The 18736-nt window shown below is 69.6% G+C and carries 18 protein-coding genes; 7 read left to right on the top strand and 11 right to left on the bottom strand.

Annotated features, from left to right (window positions below; translation table 11 throughout):
• Window positions 1-26: 26 nt before the first annotated feature.
• From AB0I15_RS05755 to AB0I15_RS05740, 4 genes are all read right to left on the bottom strand, one after another.
• On the bottom strand, window positions 27-3284 hold the full coding sequence (locus AB0I15_RS05755; RefSeq protein WP_358090712.1) for an amino acid adenylation domain-containing protein: 3258 nt from the start codon (window positions 3282-3284) through the stop codon (window positions 27-29).
• A 33-nt stretch (window positions 3285-3317) separates the two neighbouring features.
• Window positions 3318-3542, bottom strand: a complete 225-nt coding sequence (locus AB0I15_RS05750; protein WP_358090709.1) for an MbtH family NRPS accessory protein — start codon at window positions 3540-3542, stop codon at window positions 3318-3320.
• A 548-nt stretch (window positions 3543-4090) separates the two neighbouring features.
• Window positions 4091-5284, bottom strand: coding sequence for an aminoglycoside phosphotransferase family protein (locus AB0I15_RS05745; protein ID WP_358090706.1), 1194 nt, complete (start codon window positions 5282-5284; stop codon window positions 4091-4093).
• 94 nt (window positions 5285-5378) lie between these two features.
• Window positions 5379-6011 (bottom strand): DUF1345 domain-containing protein, encoded by a 633-nt coding sequence (locus AB0I15_RS05740; protein WP_358090703.1) that lies wholly within the window; start codon window positions 6009-6011, stop codon window positions 5379-5381.
• A gap of 226 nt (window positions 6012-6237) precedes the next feature.
• Here AB0I15_RS05740 and AB0I15_RS05735 point away from each other — a divergent pair, with 226 nt between their 5' ends.
• Genes AB0I15_RS05735 through AB0I15_RS05725 form a run of 3 tightly spaced genes read left to right on the top strand, consistent with a single transcriptional unit; the run spans window position 6238 to window position 8565 of the window.
• Window positions 6238-7122: an ABC transporter ATP-binding protein gene (locus AB0I15_RS05735; protein ID WP_358090700.1), complete on the top strand. Its 885-nt coding sequence runs from the start codon at window positions 6238-6240 to the stop codon at window positions 7120-7122.
• A gap of 31 nt (window positions 7123-7153) precedes the next feature.
• Entirely contained in the window at window positions 7154-7873 is a 720-nt protein-coding gene (locus AB0I15_RS05730) for an ABC transporter permease (protein ID WP_358090698.1), read from the top strand.
• Window positions 7870-8565, top strand: a complete 696-nt coding sequence (locus AB0I15_RS05725; protein WP_358090695.1) for a GPP34 family phosphoprotein — start codon at window positions 7870-7872, stop codon at window positions 8563-8565. The genes AB0I15_RS05730 and AB0I15_RS05725 overlap by 4 nt, the downstream gene beginning before the upstream one ends.
• Window positions 8566-8585: 20 nt before the next feature.
• Here the strand turns inward: AB0I15_RS05725 and AB0I15_RS05720 are convergent, their stop codons facing one another.
• The 4 genes from AB0I15_RS05720 to AB0I15_RS05705 form a co-directional block, all read right to left on the bottom strand.
• Complete coding sequence (locus AB0I15_RS05720) at window positions 8586-9188, bottom strand: response regulator transcription factor (protein ID WP_358090693.1); 603 nt, start codon at window positions 9186-9188, stop codon at window positions 8586-8588.
• Window positions 9189-9261: 73 nt separating this feature from the next.
• Entirely contained in the window at window positions 9262-9648 is a 387-nt protein-coding gene (locus tag AB0I15_RS05715) for a hypothetical protein (RefSeq protein WP_358090690.1), read from the bottom strand.
• Entirely contained in the window at window positions 9573-9905 is a 333-nt protein-coding gene (locus AB0I15_RS05710) for a MerR family DNA-binding transcriptional regulator (protein ID WP_358090688.1), read from the bottom strand. The genes AB0I15_RS05715 and AB0I15_RS05710 overlap by 76 nt, the downstream gene beginning before the upstream one ends.
• Before the next feature lie 76 nt (window positions 9906-9981).
• On the bottom strand, window positions 9982-10575 hold the full coding sequence (locus tag AB0I15_RS05705) for a TetR/AcrR family transcriptional regulator (protein WP_358090685.1): 594 nt from the start codon (window positions 10573-10575) through the stop codon (window positions 9982-9984).
• A 112-nt stretch (window positions 10576-10687) separates the two neighbouring features.
• Between AB0I15_RS05705 and AB0I15_RS05700 the strand changes: the two genes are divergently transcribed.
• The gene (locus AB0I15_RS05700) at window positions 10688-11704 is read left to right on the top strand and encodes an NAD-dependent epimerase/dehydratase family protein (protein ID WP_358090682.1); all 1017 of its coding nucleotides are present in this window, start codon (window positions 10688-10690) and stop codon (window positions 11702-11704) included.
• A 63-nt stretch (window positions 11705-11767) separates the two neighbouring features.
• Here the strand turns inward: AB0I15_RS05700 and AB0I15_RS05695 are convergent, their stop codons facing one another.
• Window positions 11768-12022 (bottom strand): hypothetical protein, encoded by a 255-nt coding sequence (locus AB0I15_RS05695; protein ID WP_358090679.1) that lies wholly within the window; start codon window positions 12020-12022, stop codon window positions 11768-11770.
• Window positions 12023-12186: 164 nt separating this feature from the next.
• Entirely contained in the window at window positions 12187-12693 is a 507-nt protein-coding gene (locus tag AB0I15_RS05690) for a DUF1772 domain-containing protein (RefSeq protein WP_358090677.1), read from the bottom strand.
• 91 nt (window positions 12694-12784) lie between these two features.
• Between AB0I15_RS05690 and AB0I15_RS05685 the strand changes: the two genes are divergently transcribed.
• Together AB0I15_RS05685 and AB0I15_RS05680 are read left to right on the top strand one after the other, a co-directional pair.
• Entirely contained in the window at window positions 12785-13465 is a 681-nt protein-coding gene (locus AB0I15_RS05685; protein WP_358090675.1) for a helix-turn-helix domain-containing protein, read from the top strand.
• A gap of 335 nt (window positions 13466-13800) precedes the next feature.
• Window positions 13801-15345 (top strand): PQQ-dependent sugar dehydrogenase, encoded by a 1545-nt coding sequence (locus AB0I15_RS05680; protein ID WP_358090672.1) that lies wholly within the window; start codon window positions 13801-13803, stop codon window positions 15343-15345.
• 202 nt (window positions 15346-15547) lie between these two features.
• On the opposite strand, the gene AB0I15_RS05675 is transcribed toward AB0I15_RS05680, so the two are convergent.
• Complete coding sequence (locus AB0I15_RS05675; RefSeq protein WP_358090671.1) at window positions 15548-17137, bottom strand: MMPL family transporter; 1590 nt, start codon at window positions 17135-17137, stop codon at window positions 15548-15550.
• 576 nt (window positions 17138-17713) lie between these two features.
• On the opposite strand from AB0I15_RS05675, the gene AB0I15_RS05670 reads away from it, so the two are divergent.
• Window positions 17714-18718: an NAD-dependent epimerase/dehydratase family protein gene (locus tag AB0I15_RS05670; protein ID WP_358090669.1), complete on the top strand. Its 1005-nt coding sequence runs from the start codon at window positions 17714-17716 to the stop codon at window positions 18716-18718.
• The last annotated feature ends 18 nt before the right edge of the window (window positions 18719-18736 follow it).

Here is an 18736-nt window from a genome sequence, read left to right as displayed (position 1 = left end):
TAGGTAAGGCGGCCATTTGAAGTCGGTCACCGATCCGAGGGCCGGTTCGTCGCCGAGGTGGTCAGGCGTCCGGCCAGTTCCGCCAAATCGCGACTGCTCGGTATATCCGCTATCGCTATGTCGAGACCGAGGTCCTTCTTGATCCTGAAGGCCATCCTGGTGGCCAGGATCGAGTCGCCGCCCAGGGCCGCGAAGTTGTCCTCCACGCCCACCGGCCTCATCCCGAGCAGGTCTTCCCAGATGCCGGCGAGCGCCAGCTCCATGGGGGTGCGGGGGGAGATGAACGTGGTCGCCGCCTGCCCTCGCGACTCCCGGGGATCGGGCAGGGCCTTGCGATCGACCTTTCCGTTCGCGTTGAGCGGCACGGCGTCTATGGCGTGCAGCGCCGACGGCATCAGATAGCCGGGCACCCGGTCGGCGAGATACGCCATGAGTTCCTCGGCGCTCACCTCTGTGCGGGGCACGTAATAACCGACCAGGCGGCGCTGGGAATCCTTGCCGAGAATCGCGGCCACGGACTGTGCGACGGACGGGTGCTCGGCCAGCACGGACTCGACCTCGCCCAGCTCGACCCGGTAGCCGTTCAGCTTCACCTGATCGTCGACCCTGCCCAGGAATTCGAGATTTCCGTCCGGCAGCCATCTGCCCAGATCGCCGGTGCGATACATCCGGGCACCGGTGCGGTCGCTGAGGAAGGGATCCGGCAGGAAGCAACCCGCCGTCAGCGCCGGTCGGCCCGCATAGCCACGCACCACGCAGTCGCCGCCGATGTAGAGCTCTCCCGCGACGCCCACCGGCACGGGATTCATCGCCGCGTCCAGCACGTACATCGTGGTGTTCGGAATGGCCTGCCCGATGGGGAGCAGGTCGCGCTCGACGCGGCCCTGGGTGTGGAAGACGCTGTTGCCGACCGAGGCCTCGGTCGGACCGTACTCGTTGAGGACGACCGTGCCGGGGTCCAGCCGCCGCCAGTGGGCGAGATTGCGGCTCGGGAAGGCGTCCGCGCCGACGACGAGGGTGCCGGCGAGGTTCCGGGCGGCGGCTCGTCCGAGGGATTCCGAAAGCAGGTCGAGGTGGCCCGGGGTCATCTTGATGAAATTGAACGGCGCCAGCCGCTCCAGGCGGGGTCCGAGTTCGTGAACCGGCAGCGTCTCCGGCAGCATGCAGACGCGCTCACCCATGATCAGTGGGGTGTACATGTTGGGCACGATCATGTCGAAGGAGAAGGAGGAGAACACCGGTGCCCCGCCCTGTCCCCGGCTCGCGTACCCCTCGACGCACCAGTTCAGATAGTTGACCACGCCGGAGTGCGGGACCTCGACGCCCTTCGGCTGGCCGGTCGATCCGGACGTGTACATGACGTATGCCAGGTTGTCGGGTGTGCTCAGCGGGTCGAGGTCGTGAGAGGGGTGACGAAGAATGTCCGCCGCCCGCTCATCGGTGCACAGAACCCACCAGTCTCCCTTCGGAAGCCGTGCGGCGAAAGGCGCTTTGGTGACGACGAGGCGGGCCCGGGCGTCGTCGAGCAGAAAGCGCAGCCGTTCTTCCGGGTAGTTCGGGTCCAGCGGCAGGTAGGCGGCGCCGGACTTGAGCACGCCGAGCAAGGTGACGATCATGTCCGCGTCCCGTTCGGCGTAGACGCCGACCACGGACTCCGGGCCGGCCCCGAGGTCGCGCAGCTCCCTCGCGAGCCGATTGGCCCTGGCATTGAGCTCGGCGTAACTGAGCTCGACCTCGTCGCTCAGCACCGCGAGCGCGTCCGGTGTCCTGACGACCTGCTGCTCGATGAGCTCGTGCATGCATTCTCGACGCGAATAATCGCGTTTCGGGCCGTTCCAGTCCACCAGCATGCGTTCTCGCTCCGCTCTGCTCAGCGGTGAGAAGGCGTCATGCGGACCGTCCGGTTCGGTCATCGCGGTCAGCGTCGCGAAATAATAGTCGCGGATCGTCGTCGCCTGAGCGTCGTCCAGCCGGTCGGACCGATAATCCAGCGCCAAGAAGAGCCGCCCGGACCGGGAATTCCGGAGAAACCTCGTCGAGAGGGTGAAGTTGTTGGGCTCGATCCGGTGGGTGATCGAAACGTCGATGCCGCCGGCCGGACCTGACGCGGCATGGGGAAGTCGCGTGTCGCCGTATTCAAACATGGAGTCGAACAGCTCGGCGCCGTCCAGGTCCGCCGCGATACGGGAAAGCGGGTAACGACAGTACGGGAGCATGTCCTTTCCTCGGCCGGACACCCGTCGCACCAGATCCAGCCATCGCCCTCCGGAGACGTCCACCCGGAGCGGCAGAACGTTCAGGAAGACGCCTCCGGCCACGTGGGAGGAAGGGCTCTCCTGGAGTGGACGCATGGCCACTCCCGTGGCGACGTCGCTGTCGCCGGTCAGCAGGCTCATCACTTTCAGGTGCGCCGCCAGCAGGACGTCTTCGACCGGCACGCCCGCCTCACTGCTCAGTTTCTGCAACGCGTCGCCGATGGCGTCCGGAATGGGCGACTCAACCGACCTGTACGCGGTGACCTCGCCGGCGATCGTCGGCGCGGCGCCCCGGGCGGCCGCCGCCGGCAAGGGCTTCGCGGTGTAGCCGGAGAGGTGCTCCCGCCAGCGCCTGCCGTGCTCCGCGCAGTCGATGGCCGCCCGCTCCGACGAAACGAACTCCGGGAAGACCTCGGCGGGCGGCGCGGAGGTCGTGGCCCCTGGATCGGCGACGAGGTCCGCGTAACGGCTCAGCGTCTCGTCGAGAACGCGAAGCAGGCTCTCCCTGTCGAGAATCGCCTGGTGATACGTGACGGTCCACTGGAACTCCTCCTCCGCCCAGCGGTGCAGCACGCAGCGCAGGAGGGGCGCCGTGGCGAGATCGAAGGGCCGCCGCCCTTCGGCGCGAAGCGCGGCGAGGAGGTGCCGCTCCCGCTCCTGCTCGGGCACCTCACGGAGATCGTGGACCTCGCGCCGTACCGTCGCCACCGCGTGTACGAGTTGCATCGCCTCGCCATAGGTGGCCAGGTCGAACGAGGTCCGGAGGACGGCATGCCTGTTCACCACGTCCTGGACGGCCTGGTCGAACAGCTCCAGGTCGAGCCCGATCCCGCGCACGCGCAAACTGCAGAAATTCAGATACGGCCGTTCATCGCCTTCTGACAACGCGTGATAGACGATGCCCAGTTGCAGCGTGGACATAGGATAGGCATTCGAAACCGCATGGGGCAGTTTGGCGCGGTCCTTGCTTTTCACGAGCGAGAACGGTTCGAGTGCGGCACGCGCCCGGTCGTCCACCGGCCTGATCACCGCGGAAGTGTCCGTCATTCTCATGCCCGCCTTTCACCGGTCCTGCGGAGACGACGAAGCCATTCGCAGGCGTACGCCGCGTGGGCGCATGTCCGTCCACACCCGGCCGATATGCTCCAGGCACTCCTCGCGGCTTCCGCCGGTGCCCTCGTCGCGCCAGCCGGACGGGTTCTCCCGGCCGACGGGCCAGATCGAGTACTGGTCTTCGTCATTGAGGACGACTTTGAACCGACCTGGACCGTGATCTGCGCTGCTCATGAAGACGACCCCCTCTTTCTCAGGCCGAGGATGCGCTGGTAGGGCTCTCCGTCGGCCACGACCGGCGCTGTGCGAATGACAACGGAATCATCAGAACTCGGCAAATAACTAAGAAAAGGGCGACACGGCGAAAGTATGAATCACCGGCCCGGGCATTGTCGTTTCGCCGGGGTCCACTATGGCGTATGCCTCGGCGGATGAACAATGCCGCGCATTCGTCACGCCGGAGGGTGGGGTGTCACGGGTCCGCGTCTGCGCCGGCGACGGGTTAATGCGCGGCGTTCAACTGCGCTGACGCCGCAGTTGAACGCTCTCGCGAGGCGGTCGTCAGCGGGCGGCGTCTCGAACCGGCGCGGTGGAGGGCGATTTACGCCACAGACCGTATGCCAAGGCTTGGCTGGCGAGTATTACCAGCGCGAGCGGTGCCGAGAAGGAACGCCGCGCACACGACAACGGTCAGCGCAGGTGGAAGGCGCTCGCCGATATCCGAATCGCGACTCATCGGAAACACTCAAGCATGGGCAGGCGACCATGACAAGGTCGGTGATTCAGCCGCGCTCGCTCAGGGCGCTGAGCGGGTCCAGGTCCAGTACGGCGTTCGCCGTTCGCTCGATGATGCCCAGGCTGATCTCGTCGGGCTGGTACTTCGGCTGGATCACGCTGCGCCCGATGGTGGCCAGCCAGATGAAGTAGGGATAGATCGCCTGGCGGCGGTAGGCGAGCCAGGCGTCATCCGCCGACGGCGCCTCGCCCCCGGCCGCGGCGAGCCGCTCCAGGTAGAAGGCCAGCAGGTCGTGCTCCCAGGCGCGGCGGTCCGCCACCGTGAGCCCGGACGCGACGGTGTAGGCGAAGTCGTACGCCCAGCTTCCCCGCATGACGATCTGCCAGTCCGTGAACCCCATCCGGCCGTCCGCGGCCAGGTAGGTATTGCCGATGTGGGAGTCTCCGTGAAGGAGGGTGAGGAGCCCCTCGCTGGCCGTCCGCAGAGCCTGTTCGAGCGCGCGGTAGAGCGTGTCCTGGAGGGGCAGGAGCGCCTCGGGCAGCACCGACCTGGCCCGCCGGGCTCCGACCTTGGCGCGTTGCTCCATTCCGATCAGCCTGTTGAGGTTGCCGAAGTGCGCGCTGGGCACCTTCAGCCAGGCGTGTCCGGCCAGCTCGCGAGCGTTCCAGTAGCGTCCGTGCCAGGTCGCCATGTTGGCGAGAAGATCCTCGATCTGGTCGCGTGAGATGGGTGTCCGAGGCGAGCAGAAGGTCGCCCCCTTGGTGGCGACGATGTCCTCCATCAGCGAGATCGAGCGGCCCGACCGCAGATCGACCGCCCCGTGGTAGCCACGAGCCGCTTCGATGTCGAGGTGGGGCCGGAGATGGCGGAAGAAGTTCGGCTCGCCCTCGAGGATGCCGGCCAGGTCCAGGGTGAGGCGCTGCTTGAAACCCGCCGTCGTCTTGGCGAACAGGTTCGGCGGAAGGCCCGCCCGACGACCGGTCTCGTTGTAACCGACCGTGATCCCCCAGCGCGACGACGTACCGCTGCTCACGTCCTTGGTCGTGAACGACTCCACCGCCGCGCCCGGATGCCCGCCGCAGAGGACGGCCGTCAGCCACTCGCGGGTGACCTCCTTGCTCGACACGGGAATGCCGGCCGGCTGACGCGTGAGCCCTTCACGGGCGACATGCCCACCCACGCGGGCGATCCCCTTGAGCACCTCGAGTCTCGCGTTTCCGGTACGGGGAGGGGTCGTCACGGTTGATCTCCTTCGGACGGCGGCGGCCGGTTCAGTCAGTGATCTTCCCCCGGGAGTATGCCAGCGCCGAAGTCGTCGCCGTGGGCCGGGCACCTCATCCCGTGGCGATGCCGACCACCAGGTTGATGGTCGTGGCCAGCACGACCGTGCCGAAGACGTACGACAGGAGCGTGTGCCGCAGCACCACCCGGCGGATCATCTGGCTCGACACAGAGGTGTCGGAGACCTGGTAGGTCATGCCGAGGTTGTAACTGAAATAGAGGAAGTCCCGGAACGTCGGCTCGTCCTTGGAGTTGAAATCGATGCCGCCGGCGGACGTGTCGTAGTAGAGGTACGCGTAGCGCGTGGCGTACATCAGATGCAGGCTCGCCCACGACATGAACACGCCCCCGAGCGCGGTCGCGGCCTCGACATGGCTGGAGGACTGGCCGCGGACCAGCAGCACCACGATGCTGACGAGACCGCACACGGCCGCCAGGACGATGACGAGTTCCTCGGCCCCGGGCCGGAAGTCCTCGCGTCGAATGTTGCGACGGGTGGCGGCGGCGTCCATCGGCCACAACGCGATCCACCCGGAGGCGACGAAGATCGCCGCGGCCGACATGATGCCGGCGAGAACGCCCAGCGGCACGTCCGCGATCAGCCAGCCGGAAGACCCGATGATCGCCCCGATGATCACCGCACCGACCAGTCGGGTGAGAGCCGAAAGCATGAGCGAAGGCTTCATACCTGCTGACGGTAACGGCGGCCTGGTGGCGGCGCCATCAACGGCGGATCTGCCCGGATTGGGCTGTGTCGCGGCTCTGGTGGTGCGGGCGTCCGCCTCCAGTGTCATCCGGGTTCCGTGGCGGCACCAGTGACGCCGCGTCATACGTTCACCCGCAGAAACGTCATGGCCAGGTGATGACGTGGTCGCACTGGCAGATGTGCGCGGCGACGGCTGAGATCGACACATGTCCTCGACACCAGTCATCGACGTCGAACGTCTGAACCTCAGCTACGGCGACTTCCACGCCGTGAAAGATCTGTCCTTCCAGGTGCGGCCCGGTGAGTTCTACGCGCTGCTCGGCACGAACGGGGCGGGGAAGACCTCGACCCTGGAGATCATCGAAGGCCACCGTGCGGCCACCTCGGGCACCGTGCGGGTCTTCGGGCAGAGCCCGCGTGACCGGCGGGCGGTTCGGCCCAGGATGGGCATCATGCTGCAGGAGAGCGGCTTCTCTCCCGATCTGACGGTGCGGGAGTCCGTCCGGCTGATCGGCAGGCTCTCCCAGCGCACCGACCAGGTCGACCGCGTGCTCGGCATCGTCGACCTCACCCGCAAGGCCGGGACCAAGGTGTCCCAGCTCTCCGGCGGCGAGAAGCGGCGGCTGGACTTCGCCACCGCCGCGTACGGAGCACCTGAGCTGATCTTCCTGGACGAGCCCACCACCGGCCTGGACATCCAGTCCAGGGACGACCTGTGGGAGGTCGTGGACAAGCTGCGCGAAGACGGATCCACCATCGTGCTCACCACGCACTACCTGGAAGAGGCCCAGCAGCGCGCCGATCGCATCGGGCTCATGCACAAAGGCGCCTTCCACCAGGAAGGGACCGTCTCCGAACTGACGCGGACCCTGCCCTCCGTCATCCGCTTCTCCCTGCCGACCTCCGTACCCGCGCCGCCGGTGCAGGCCAGGCGCGAGAGCGACGGGAAGTTCCTCGTCGAGACCTTCGCCTTGCAGCAGGACCTGCACACCCTGCTCCGCTGGGCGCAGGACCACGCGGTGGAGCTGCGGGACCTCCAGGCCGGGCCGACGCGGCTCGACGACGTCTTCCGCGCCCTCGGCAGCGACTAGACCCGAACCTTCCAGGCAAAGGACCTTCACCATGCTCTCGATCGCTCTCAGTGAGCTGGTCCAGATCTTCCGGAACCGGCTGGTTCTGGTCACCAGTTTCGTGATGCCCGTAGTGGTCAGCGGGTTCTTCATCTACCAGCACGAAGTCTTCGCGGCTCTGGGCAGCCTCGGCTACATCGCGGCGATCGTGATGTTCACCGTGGGGGCGTTCGGGCTCTACACCACCGCGGTGACCACCCTGGCCGCACGCCGACAGAACCTCTTCCTCAAACGGCTGCGCTCCACGGCGGCGGGCGACGCCGTCATCCTCTCCGGGCTGCTCCTGCCGCTCACGGTCATCTCGCTGGTCCAGGTGGCCGTGATCACGACCGTGCTGGGTGTGATCACCGGCCCGCCGGACAACGTTCTCCTCCTGGTGGCGGCCGTCCTCTCGACGGTGACCATGATGCTCGGCCTGGGGCTGGCCACGGCGGGACTGACGAACTCCCCCGAGCACGCCCAGGTGACCACGCTGCCCATCAGCCTCGGCACCATCGCCGTGGCCAGTTGGGTGGGGATCACCGGAACCGAGGAGCTCACCCTGCTCAAGCGGCTGCTTCCCGGCGGCGCGGCCACCGAGCTGGCCGTCAACGCCTGGAACGGCGGCGTCCCCGTCGCCGACTCCCTGCTCCTGCTCGCCCCCACGCTGGCCTGGGTCGTCGTCGCCGTCACGCTGGCCTCGCGGATCTTCCGCTGGGAGCCGCGCCGATGACGCCCGAACCGCCGGCCACGCTGATCATCGAAGATCTGATGCTGCTGATGCTCGACGACGCGACGGGGGCCGTGGCCGGAGCCGGCACCCTTCACTACACCCTCGGCGGCGCCCTGCTCGTCGAACTCGCGCTGCGCGGCAGGATCGAGACCGACGGAGGTCGCGCGGGACTGAACGGTCCCAAGGTCCTCGCGATCGGGGACGGCCCGCTCCCGGACCCCCTGCTCCAGTCCGCCTACGACAAGGTCGCCGAACGACCCCAGGGCGTCCAGACGCTCCTCCTCGCCATCGGCGGCGGCCTCTGGAAACCCGTGATCGACCGGCTTGTCGAGCGTGGCCTCATTCGCCGCGAGAGCAGGCGGGTGCTGGGCGTGTTCCGCACGACCAGGCTGCCGGCCGAGGACACGGGGCACGAGGCGGAACTCCGGCAAAAGGTGCGGGCCGTACTGGAGGACGGTGAGAGCCCCGACGCCCGCACCGCCGCCGTGATCGCGCTGCTCTCCTCAAGCGGGACGCTGCCGACCCTTCACCCCGTGCCGAAGTGGTCGACGAAGGTCTACCTGCGCGCGAAGGAGCTCGAGAACGGCAACTGGGGGGCCGCGGCCGTGAACACCGCGGTGACCCGGACCGCCGCCGCGATCACCGCGTCGAGCGTGGCCGTCAGTCTCTCCGTGATCACGACGGTCACCTAGCTCCTCCACGACGCCCCCGGCTACAGCCAGTCGTGCTCACGCGCGTAGCGTGCCGCTTCGTGCCGGGTCCTGGTCTGGGTCTTCTGCATCGCATTGGAGAGGTAGTTGCGCACCGTGCCCTCCGCCAGGTGGAGCTGGGCGGCGATGTCGGCGACCGAGTAGCCTTCGCCGGTCACCCGCAGCACGTCGATCTCGCGGTCGGTGAGCGGGCAGTCGTCGACGACGGCGAGGGCGGAGACGTCCGGGTCGATCCAGCGCTTGCCCGAGTGCAGGGTCTTGATGACCGAAACGATGTGCGCCGGCTCCGCGGACTTGCTGACGAAGCCCTGCACCCGGAGCTTCAGCGCCTTGCGGAGCACGCCGGGCCTGGCGTGGCGGGTCAGCATGAGGATCACCTGCTCCGGCCGCGCCTGCCGGATCTCCGCGACGGCACCGAGTCCGTCGACACCGGGCATCTCCAGGTCGATGACCAGCACATCGGGCCGGTGCCGCAGCGTGGCCTGCACGGCCGCCGCGCCGTCCGCCGCTTCGGCGAGCACGGTGATGTCACCTTCGAGAGGCAGCAACGACGCCAGCGCCTTGCGGAGGAGGGCCTCGTCATCGGCGAGCACCACGGTGGTCATCGATCGTCCTTCCACGCACCGGCACGTTCCCTGAGGGTACCCACGCCCACACCCTGCTGAGGTGGCTCGACGGTCATGCCCCCACGCGGAGCAGGCTTCGCGCGGTGTCGACGATGGTCGTGACCGGGGTGCGGGGCCGCCAGCCGAGGACGGTGCGGGCCTTGCCGGTGTTCAGGACCGGGATCCGGCCCAGCCGGCCGGCCGCCTCGCGCATCGCGAGATCGGTACGGGCGGCCTGACGTACCTCGTCGGCGGTGAGCTCCCGGGTCGGCACCCGGGCGGCGTGGGCACCGAGGTTCTCGGACAGGATGCGTGCCATCCCCAGGAAGCTGATCGCCTCGCCGCTGCCGGCCAGGAAACGCCCGCCGGCGGCGCCGGGATGGGTCATGGCGCGTAGATGGAGGTCGGCGACGTCGCGTACGTCGACCACGCCGAAGTACACGGGCAGGACGACCGGCATGGTCCCCGTCCTACCCCGCGGACAGGTGCCGGAGGTAGGCGCGCATGTCCTGGACGCTCATTCCGGTCGACCGCAGGCAGCTCAACGCCTCGATGGTCTGCACCGCGGCGGTGGCCGCTGCTCTCGTTCCGGTCCACCGGGTCGATGAGGCCGATCTTCTCGTAGTAGCGCAGCGTCGGCTCTGACAGCCCGCTGAGCCTGGACACGTCCTGGATCGTGAGCGGGGAGGCGTCCGCCAGGTTCTGTATCGCCGACATGCACCGGGTCTCCGATACTTGAAGCGCTTGAAGTCAAGCGCCGCACCGCGGACGTCTCGTCATGCTCCCGGTGGCGTCACCGGGTGGTGCCGCGGGGCGTGGCGTTGTAGCGCAGGCCGTCGACGAGCAGGGCGATGAGCCGGTTCGCGCGCTCCCGGGTGCCGGGCCGGCTGTTGGCGAGGCTGACGCCGCTGAGGCCGTTGGCCACGTCCTCGGACGAGGCGTCGGCGCGGATGAGGCCATCGCGTCGACCGGCGTCGATGAGCCGGCCGAGCGCGGCGTGGACACGGTCGTGGCTCCCCTTCAGGGCCTCCGCGTCGGTGGTGGTGACGATGGACTTGAGGGCCAGCGCCATGCCGGGCTTGCCGGCCACGTAGCCGACGAAGCGCTGCATCCAGGCGATCAGCGCCTCGTCGGCCGGCATGGCGGCCAGCAGGTCGTCGACCCCGTCGCAGAGCAGGTCGATCTCCCGGACGTAGGCGCCGGTGATCAGCGCTTCCCGGGTGGGGAAGTGACGGTAGAGGGTGCCGATCCCGACGCCGGCGCGCCGCGCGACCTCGTCGAGGGCGATCTCGATGCCGCGCTCGGCGAAGACGTCGACGGCGGCGGCCAGGATCGCCTCACGTTTGCGCCGGGCATCGGCACGCAGCGGGCGTCCTTCACCGCTCACGCGGTCTCCAACCATCCGGCGCCCTTCCCTGGTTGCTAAATGGAGGATTCCTCCATATGGTTAGTGGAAGAATCCTCCATTTGTTCAGTGTAGCGGTGAGATCGGAGCCGACATGACCGAGACGGTGCTGGTGACCGGTGGCACCGGTTACGTGGCCGGATGGTGCGTCCTCGAGCTTCTCCAGCGCGGTTACCAGGTGCGCACCACCGTCCGCGACGCGTCGAAAGAGGCCGCCGTCCGGGCCGCCGTCGGCCCCGGTGACCGGCTGAGCTTCGTCGTCGCCGACCTCACCGGCGACGACGGGTGGGACGCCGCGGTGGCCGGCTGCGACTACGTGCTCCACGTGGCCTCGCCGCTGGGCGCGGACACCGCTACGGACACCGCTACGGACACCGCTCTGACCGCTCCCGCTCGCGATGGCACCCTGCGCGTGCTCCGGGCTGCGACCAAAGCCGGTGTACGTAGGGTCGTCATGACCTCGGCGGCCAACGCCGCGAGCCCCTCGTCGTACGCCGAGGAGGGCATCACCGACGAAACCCTCTGGACCGATCCGGCAGACCCCACACTCAGCCCGTACCGGCGCTCCAAGACCCTCGCCGAGAAGGCGGCCTGGGACTTCATGGCCGGACATCACGGACCGACGACCCTGACCACGATCCTGCCCGGCGCGGTCTTCGGCCCGATCCTGACCGCCGCGAACGCCGGCTCGACGCGGATCGTCGCGCGCATGATCGGCGGCAGGCTGCCAGGCAGCCCGCGCATCGGCCTCGAGATCGTCGACGTACGCGACCTCGCCGACCTCCACATCCGCGCCATGACCGCGCCGGAGGCCGCCGGGCAGCGGTTCCTCGCCACCGGCGAGTTCACCTGGATGCGCCAGATGGCGCTCACCCTGCGCGAAGGGCTCGGGGAGGCGGGGTCGAAGGTGTCGACCCGTCAGCTTCCCGACCTCCTCGTCCGCCTCATCTCGATCTTCGACAGGCCGCTGCGGTCGATCACCGTCTCACTCGGACGCCGTAACCGGCACAGCACCGGCAAGGCCGAACGCGTCCTCGGCTGGCGTCCCCGGCCGGCGTCCCAGACCGTCCTCGACTGTGCCCACAGCCTCATCGCCCACGGCGTCATCTGACGGAACCGCCCGCCAGGTCCTGCCCCTCCGGAGGCCCGTACCTCGAACCGCCGGGTGAACGTGCTAATCGGCGACCGCCGCGAGGATCCGGGCGAAGGCCGGGGTGAACGTGGTGGCCGTGGAGGTGTCGGCATTGACCCAGTAGACGCTGATCGCCCGGTCCCCGTCCCCCGCCAGGCCTTCCACGACCGAGCCGTTCCTGTCGCACACCTTGGCCCCGGACGAGTCCCGGACGCTGCCGCCGTTCTCGGCGCAGGTGTCGGTGAAACTCTTCCTGATGGCGGCGGAGTCCGCGCCCTCGACCAGGTCGACCCGCATGGTCAGCGGATCGTAGCCTTGCTGCGGGGCGTCGGCGGCGGTGTAGAGGCAGACCGTCGCCTTGATCGACCGGCGAGCAGGGCCGCGGCCAGGGCGAGGACGGGTACGGGTGATCTCTGTAGGGCCGGCTGGGCCATGCGGATTCCTCATCTCTGGAAGAACGCTCAACCGGCCCGGGTCTGAACAGGGCGATCGGGCGAAGGCTCGGACCGGTCGAGGGCTTGGGCGGTGATCAGGCACGCGAACGCCGCAAGGGCGAGCGCCGTCCGTACGAGGTGCAGGTTGAACCACCGTCGACGGTTCTCGTGCCAGCCGACGGGCAGCCGGTCGGGATCCCAGGCGTCGGCGATCCGGTTGAGAGGCTCCAGACCTGCCAGGGTGAGGGCGACCGTGAGGATCACCAGGACGAGGGCGGCCGAGCCGAGGCCGAAGACGAGCCACCCACGAGTCCACGACAGGACCGCCACGACGGACATCGCCGCGATACCGGCCAGCAGGAGTGGCGGCATGGCACGGCCGTAGTCGACGTTGAGGGCCTGCCAGTACCTGACGTGGGCAGGCCCCGGCATCCGGGTCACGGACGGGGCGATCACCACGAAGAAGACGCCGCCCGCGTACAAGCCGACCAGCAACAGCGCGACCATCCTGGACGCGGTGAGAACCAGGGACACCGTACGCCCTTCCCCACGAGCATTTGACTATATCGACACTCTTTCATTAGAGGTGCATCCAGTCAATGTACTTCTGAAATCATGGCTGCCGATGACCGAGCAGAAGAAGCGACGCCCTTACTCCAGCGCCCTGCGCCAGGAGCACGCCCAGGCCACGCGCCAGAAGATCGCGACGGCGGCGCGGGAACTGATGATCAGCAAGGGCTACGCCGACACCACCATGGCCGAGGTAGCGCGTGAGGCGGGCGTGGCCGTTCAGACGCTGTACACGTCCTGCCCCGGCGGCAAGCCCGCGCTGGCCAAGCTCGTCTACGACATCACGCTCGCCGGGGACGACCGGCCCGTGCCGCAGAGCGACCGCCCCGAGGTCCGGGCGATCATCGATGAGCCCGACCCCGTACGCAAACTGGCCCGGTACGCCGCCATGGCCACCGCGATCCTGCGGCGCATCAAGCCCGTGCACCGCGTCCTGCGCGCGGCGGCCGCCGCGTCCCCGACCGACGCGGGGCTCCAGGACGTGCTGGCCGGCATCGAACACGAAAGGCTGCTGGGAAGCCGCGGGCCGGCCGAGCACCTCCACGCGCTCGGCGCGCTGCGCCCGGACCTTCCTCCGGCCAGGGCCGCCGCGCAGATCTACGTCCTCACCTCGACGGAGAACTTCGAAAAACTCACCGAAGTGTGCGAATGGAGCGAGGCCGAGTACGAGGAGTGGCTCACCGCGACGCTCACCGCGACCCTCCTCGACCCCCCTTACCGGGACAAGCCCCACTGACGCTCCGCGGGTCCGCCTCGGCGATGTACGTTTCATGGGCCGGATGCGGGCCCCGCCGGAGCGCTTTCGTATCGTCGCCGGTCAGAGTGGGTGGGAGCGGCCGCAGCCGGCTTCGGGGCGGCGGGCGTGGTCGCGGGCCTGGTTGTGACGGCGGGGGAGCGGATACCGTCCGGTCGGGCACGTCAGAGCACGGGAACTGCCCGGTCGGCACCGTATTCCGCTCGCCTCAGGACGGAACGCGCGCGGGCCGGGCGTGTTGCGAGCCCGGACGCGCCCCGGTCCGGGGGAACCTCCGTCTTCCGGATCCCGACGAAGCCCCGCCTCTGGAGCCCGACATGCCAGGAAGACGCTGGGCAGCCCCCGTGCTGCTCGCCCTGTCCCTGCCACTGCTCGCCCCCGTGAGCGCACTCACCCCACCAGTCGCCGCGGCGACCTCCTCATCCGGCGCGCGGGCGGCGGAGGCCTCCCCGGTGCCGTTGGAGGAGATCAACGCGACCACCACCCAGGTCGCCTTCGGGTTACGCCGCCCCATCGCCATCGCCGCCCCCGACGACGGGACGAAGCGGCTGTTCATCGCCGAGAAGCGCGGAACCGTACGGGTCTACCACCCGGACACCGGACTCGGGCAGACCCCGATCATCGACATCACCGCGTCGGTGGACGAATCCGGCAACGAGCGAGGGCTGCTCGGCATCGCCCTCTCCCCCGACTTCGCCGAGAGCCAGGACCTGTACCTGGCTTACACCGCGCTGCCGGACGGCGCGGTGACCCTGGGCCGGTACCGGCTCGACACCGGGGTCCTGGAGCCCTTGCTCGCCCAGGAGCACTCCGAGAACACCAACCACAACGGCGGCCAGATCACCTTCGGCACCGACGGCAACCTGTACATGAGCATCGGCGACGGCGGCGGCGCCGGCGACCCCTTCGACACCGGGCAGCGCCTGGACACCCTGCTGGGCAAGATCCTGCGCGTCGACGTCAGCCGGAGCTGCGGCAACCTGGCCTACTGCGTTCCCAGGGACAACCCGTTCGTCGGCGTCGCGGGCGCGCGGGAAGAGATATGGATGTACGGCGGGCGCAACCCCTGGCGCTTCTCCGTCGACCCCGCGAACGGCTCGATGTGGATCGGCGACGTCGGCCAGGGCCGGTGGGAGGAGATCAACCACCTCAAGACCGGACGGCAGGCCGGCGCGAACCTCGGCTGGTCCTGTTACGAAGGGCTGGAGGTCTTCGACCAGGCCCAGTGCCGTTCCGACGCCACGTACACCAAGCCGGTCTTCACCTACTCCCCGCACACCTTCGGCTGCGCGGTCATCGGCGGGCAGGTGTATCGCGGCGCGGAGTTCGCGCACCTGGTCGGCGGCACCTACATCGCCACCGACTACTGCTACTCCACCGTGTGGGCGCTGCGCGAGAACGGCTCGGGCGGCTACTCCCAGGCAGAGATCGGCCAGACGCCCACGCAGGTGACCGCGTTCGGCGCCACGCCGGAGGGCGAGCTCTACGTCGTCAACGACCTTCCGGGCGGCCTGCACCGCATCTCGTTCCAGCACGAGAAGCCGACCTGCCGGATCGCGTACAAGACGCAGGTCTGGGGTGGCGGCATGACCGTCGACCTCACCATCACCAACACCGGCACCGCACCGATCGACGGCTGGACGCTGAGGTTCCCCCTCGCCCGGGGACAGAGCGTCATCTCGGACTGGAACACCGACCTCACCCAGAGCGGTGACATGATCACCGCGGTCAACGCCTCCCACAACGGCTCCATCGCCCCCGGCCGTAGCGTCACCATGGGCTACCTCGCCGGCCACACGGGCGACGCGTCCCTGCCGAGCCGGATCTCCCTCAACAGGGACGCCTGCGCCGTCGCCCGCTGACCGCTACCCCTGGCCGCTACCCCTGCCGGTCGCCGACGGCACCGGCGTGGGAGCGGTTCGGGCCGGGTACGCACGGCGTACGAACGGGCTCTCGAACGAGTGGTAGAAGAGGCAGGGCCCCGAGACGACGAGTTCGGCGGCGTGGCCGGCCGGGCGGCACGGTGCCGTTGACCGAAGAGGGCGAGCGAGCATGTGAGACCTTTCAGGCGAGACGAACGGCCGGCGGGCGCCGCCGGAAGAGGTGGAACAGGGCGCCGAAGCCGAGCGCGTTCATCGGCGGCGCCTTGACGGCCGGCACGACGCGGCCGGTGAGGGCGGTGACCAGGCTGAGGGTCGAGAGCGCGACCAGGGTCACGGCCATGGGCAGCGTGTCATGGGTGTCGAGCGGGTGGGAGACCTGGGCCCCGCCGACGGTGGCGCGTACCGGCCGGACCGAACGGACTGACCGGGTGACGGCCGGGCTCAGAACGGCCGAGCCTCGGGGGCGGGAGCCGGCGGCGCGGGGACCGGCCGCCGCGAACAGATCGGGCAGCACGATGGTGGTGGGGGCGACGCCGCCGCCCGCGTCGAAGTCCTCGCGTAGCCGCTGGGCCGCCTGCGCGGCGGGGGCCTGCGGCGGCAGCACCCCGTCGTCCAGGGTCGCGAGGCGGGCGCCGGCGAAGGGGCTGGCCAGCGCGGTGAGGAGCAACGTGGTGGGGACGGCCACGAGCAGCGGGCGGCGCATCACCACGGCGGCCGGCTTCGGCCATCCCCGCCCCGGCGCCCGCCCGGCCCGCCAGGGGCCGGGTATCGGCAGGCTGTTGACGCGCTCGCCGAGCAGCGCCAGGACGGCGGGCAGCACGATCAGGCTCACGGCGGCCGCCAGAACGGTGATCGCGATGCCGCCGTAGGCGACGGACCGCAGGACGGTGAACGGGAACAGCAGCAGCGCGGTCAGCGACAGGGTCACCGTGGCCGCCGAGTAGGCCATGGCACGGCCGGTGGTGCGCATGGTCGTGGCGATCGCACGCTGGGGGTCGCGGCAGCGGGCCAGCTCCTCGCGGAAGCGGGTGACGATGAACAGGCTGAAGGCGACCGCGAGCGCGGATCCGAGCGTGGCGGCGACGCTCATGGCGAACGCCGAGACCTCGATGACCTCGGTGAGCAGCCGCAACACGGCCATCGCGCCGATGACGGCCAGAACGGCGACCAGGAGGGGCAGCAGCGCGGCCACCACACTGCCGAACACCAGCAGCAGGATCACCAGCGTCAGCGGGACGGCGATCAACTCGGCGGTACGCGGGCCGTGCTCGGTGCGTGGGCGGCTCTCGGCCCTGATCGGGGCTTCCCCGGTCGCCGTGACCGACAACCCGTACCGGTGACCGGTGAGCTCGGCGACGAGCCGGCGCGCCGTGGCGATCCGGCGGGTGTGGTCTCCGTCCAGGCGGGCCAGGATGAGCGCGCTCCGGCCGTCATGACTGCGCATGGACGGCGAGCGCGTCTCCCAGTAGGAGCTGACCTGGAGCACTCCGTCTGCGCGGGCCAGCGTGGCCGCCAGTCTGCCGCCCGCGGCGGCGCTGTCCCGGGCGTCGACGGAACGGGCGGCGGTGGCGATCAGCACGAACTGGGGGCTCTCGCCTCCGTGGGCCCTGCGCGGCGGCTCACCGGCTGGTACGGGTCCGATGGAGGCGGTGTCGCCGAGCACGAGCCGGTCCTGGACGTCATGGCCGGTCAGCAACGCCACGACGAAGACGGCCACGGTCAGCCAGAGCACGGCCCATCCGTACCGCCTGGGCCTGGCGACGTCGGGCATGGGGGACTCCTTGCTGTCCATCGACGCGGTCAGAGCGGACGCCGGCCGGCCCGGCCACCGATGTTGTTCGGATTGGTCCCTGCCTCGATCGCGGACGTCAGGTCAGGGCGGGGACCGCGTTTGCCGAAGGCGTCCAGCACGGTGCGCAGCTCTCTTTCTGTCGCGGTGATCACGGAGCGTGTTGCGGGGGAAAGCTTTGAACAGCAAATGCCAAGTCCGAGCGCGTCTTTGCCAAGCCTTTACCTCATGATCGTCACGTAGTGTCATCGTCCGGTCATACTGTGGTGCGTCTCGACCTCGGGATCGCCACGCGCGTACGGACGCGACGACCACTCCATCGACGGCCCGCGTGTCGCGGAGCGTGTCCGGCGGCGCGCCCGGTGTAGCGTGCGCCCCGATCGACCTGCGCGAATTCGGGTCCAGCAGGTGTACGACCGCCCACGGCAGCACCAATTGGGGGTTCACTCCGATGACGGAGCAGGAAGCCGGCGCCCTGGCACGGCGCCTTCGCCGGGCCGCGGGCCGCGTCGACCACACCCTCGGCGGTGTCCGTACCAGGGCGTTCGGGAGCCACGGGTGACCCGCTACCTTCTCACCGGCGCGACCGGCTTCGTCGGCAGCCGGTTGACCCGGATGATCCTCGATCGCGGGGACGCGGTCACCGCGCTGGCCCGTCCGTCCGCACGCGCCCGCGCCCTGCGCGAACTGGGGGTCGACGTGATCGACGGCGACCTGACCACGGGGCAGGGCCTCACCGAGGCGGTCACCGGCGCCGACCGGGCGATCCACCTGGCCGCCCTGGTCAAGGCGCGCACCAGAGCCGCCTTCCAGGCGGTCAACCGCGACGGCAGCGCCCGCCTGGCCCGCGTACTCGCCGCCCTGCCCCGGCCGCCCCGCCTGGTCGTCTGCTCATCGCTGGCCGCCGCGGGCCCCTCCCCCACCAGGCGGCCGGTCTCCCGGTACGGCGCCAGCAAACTGGCCGGCGAACAGGCGGTACGCGCGCACGCCGACCGGCTCCAGGCCGTCGTCCTCCGGCCCGGCATCGTCTACGGCCCCGGCGAACCGGCGCTGCTGCCCACACTGCTGCCGATGCTGGCCCGCGGCCTGGTGCTCAAGACGGGAACCGGCCCCCGCCACTACTGCCTCCTCTACGTCGACGACCTGTGCTCCGCCCTGCTGGCCGCCGCCGAACAGGGCACTCCCCTGTCCCGTACGGACCCCGAAGCGGGCGTCTATCCGATCTGCGACGGCCAGGCCCACGACTGGTCGGACGTGTGCGCCGAACTGGCCCGGATGCTGGGCCGCCGGCGCCCGGCCGTACTGCCCGTTCCCATGACGGCCGTGCACGCCGCCGCCTGGATCTCCGAAGCCGTCGGCCTGATCAGGGGCCAGGTGCCCGTCCTGAACCGCGACAAGGCCCGGGAAATGGGCCATAGCTGGGTGTGCCCGGCCGACGGCATCACCGCGGCCACCCGCGAACTCGGCTACACCCCCACGACCCCGCTCCACCGCGGGATGCCCGCGTCGATCGCCCCTTGGACCCGCCGCCTCCCACCCCGAACGCCTCCTCGTCGCGGTTGACATATTGACCTCAGGTCA

This window comes from Nonomuraea sp. NPDC050643 (assembly GCF_040654715.1).
Lineage (GTDB): Bacteria > Actinomycetota > Actinomycetes > Streptosporangiales > Streptosporangiaceae > Nonomuraea.
The sequence above is the reverse complement of the archived record's forward strand: the minus strand, read 5'-3'. Positions and strand labels throughout refer to the sequence as shown.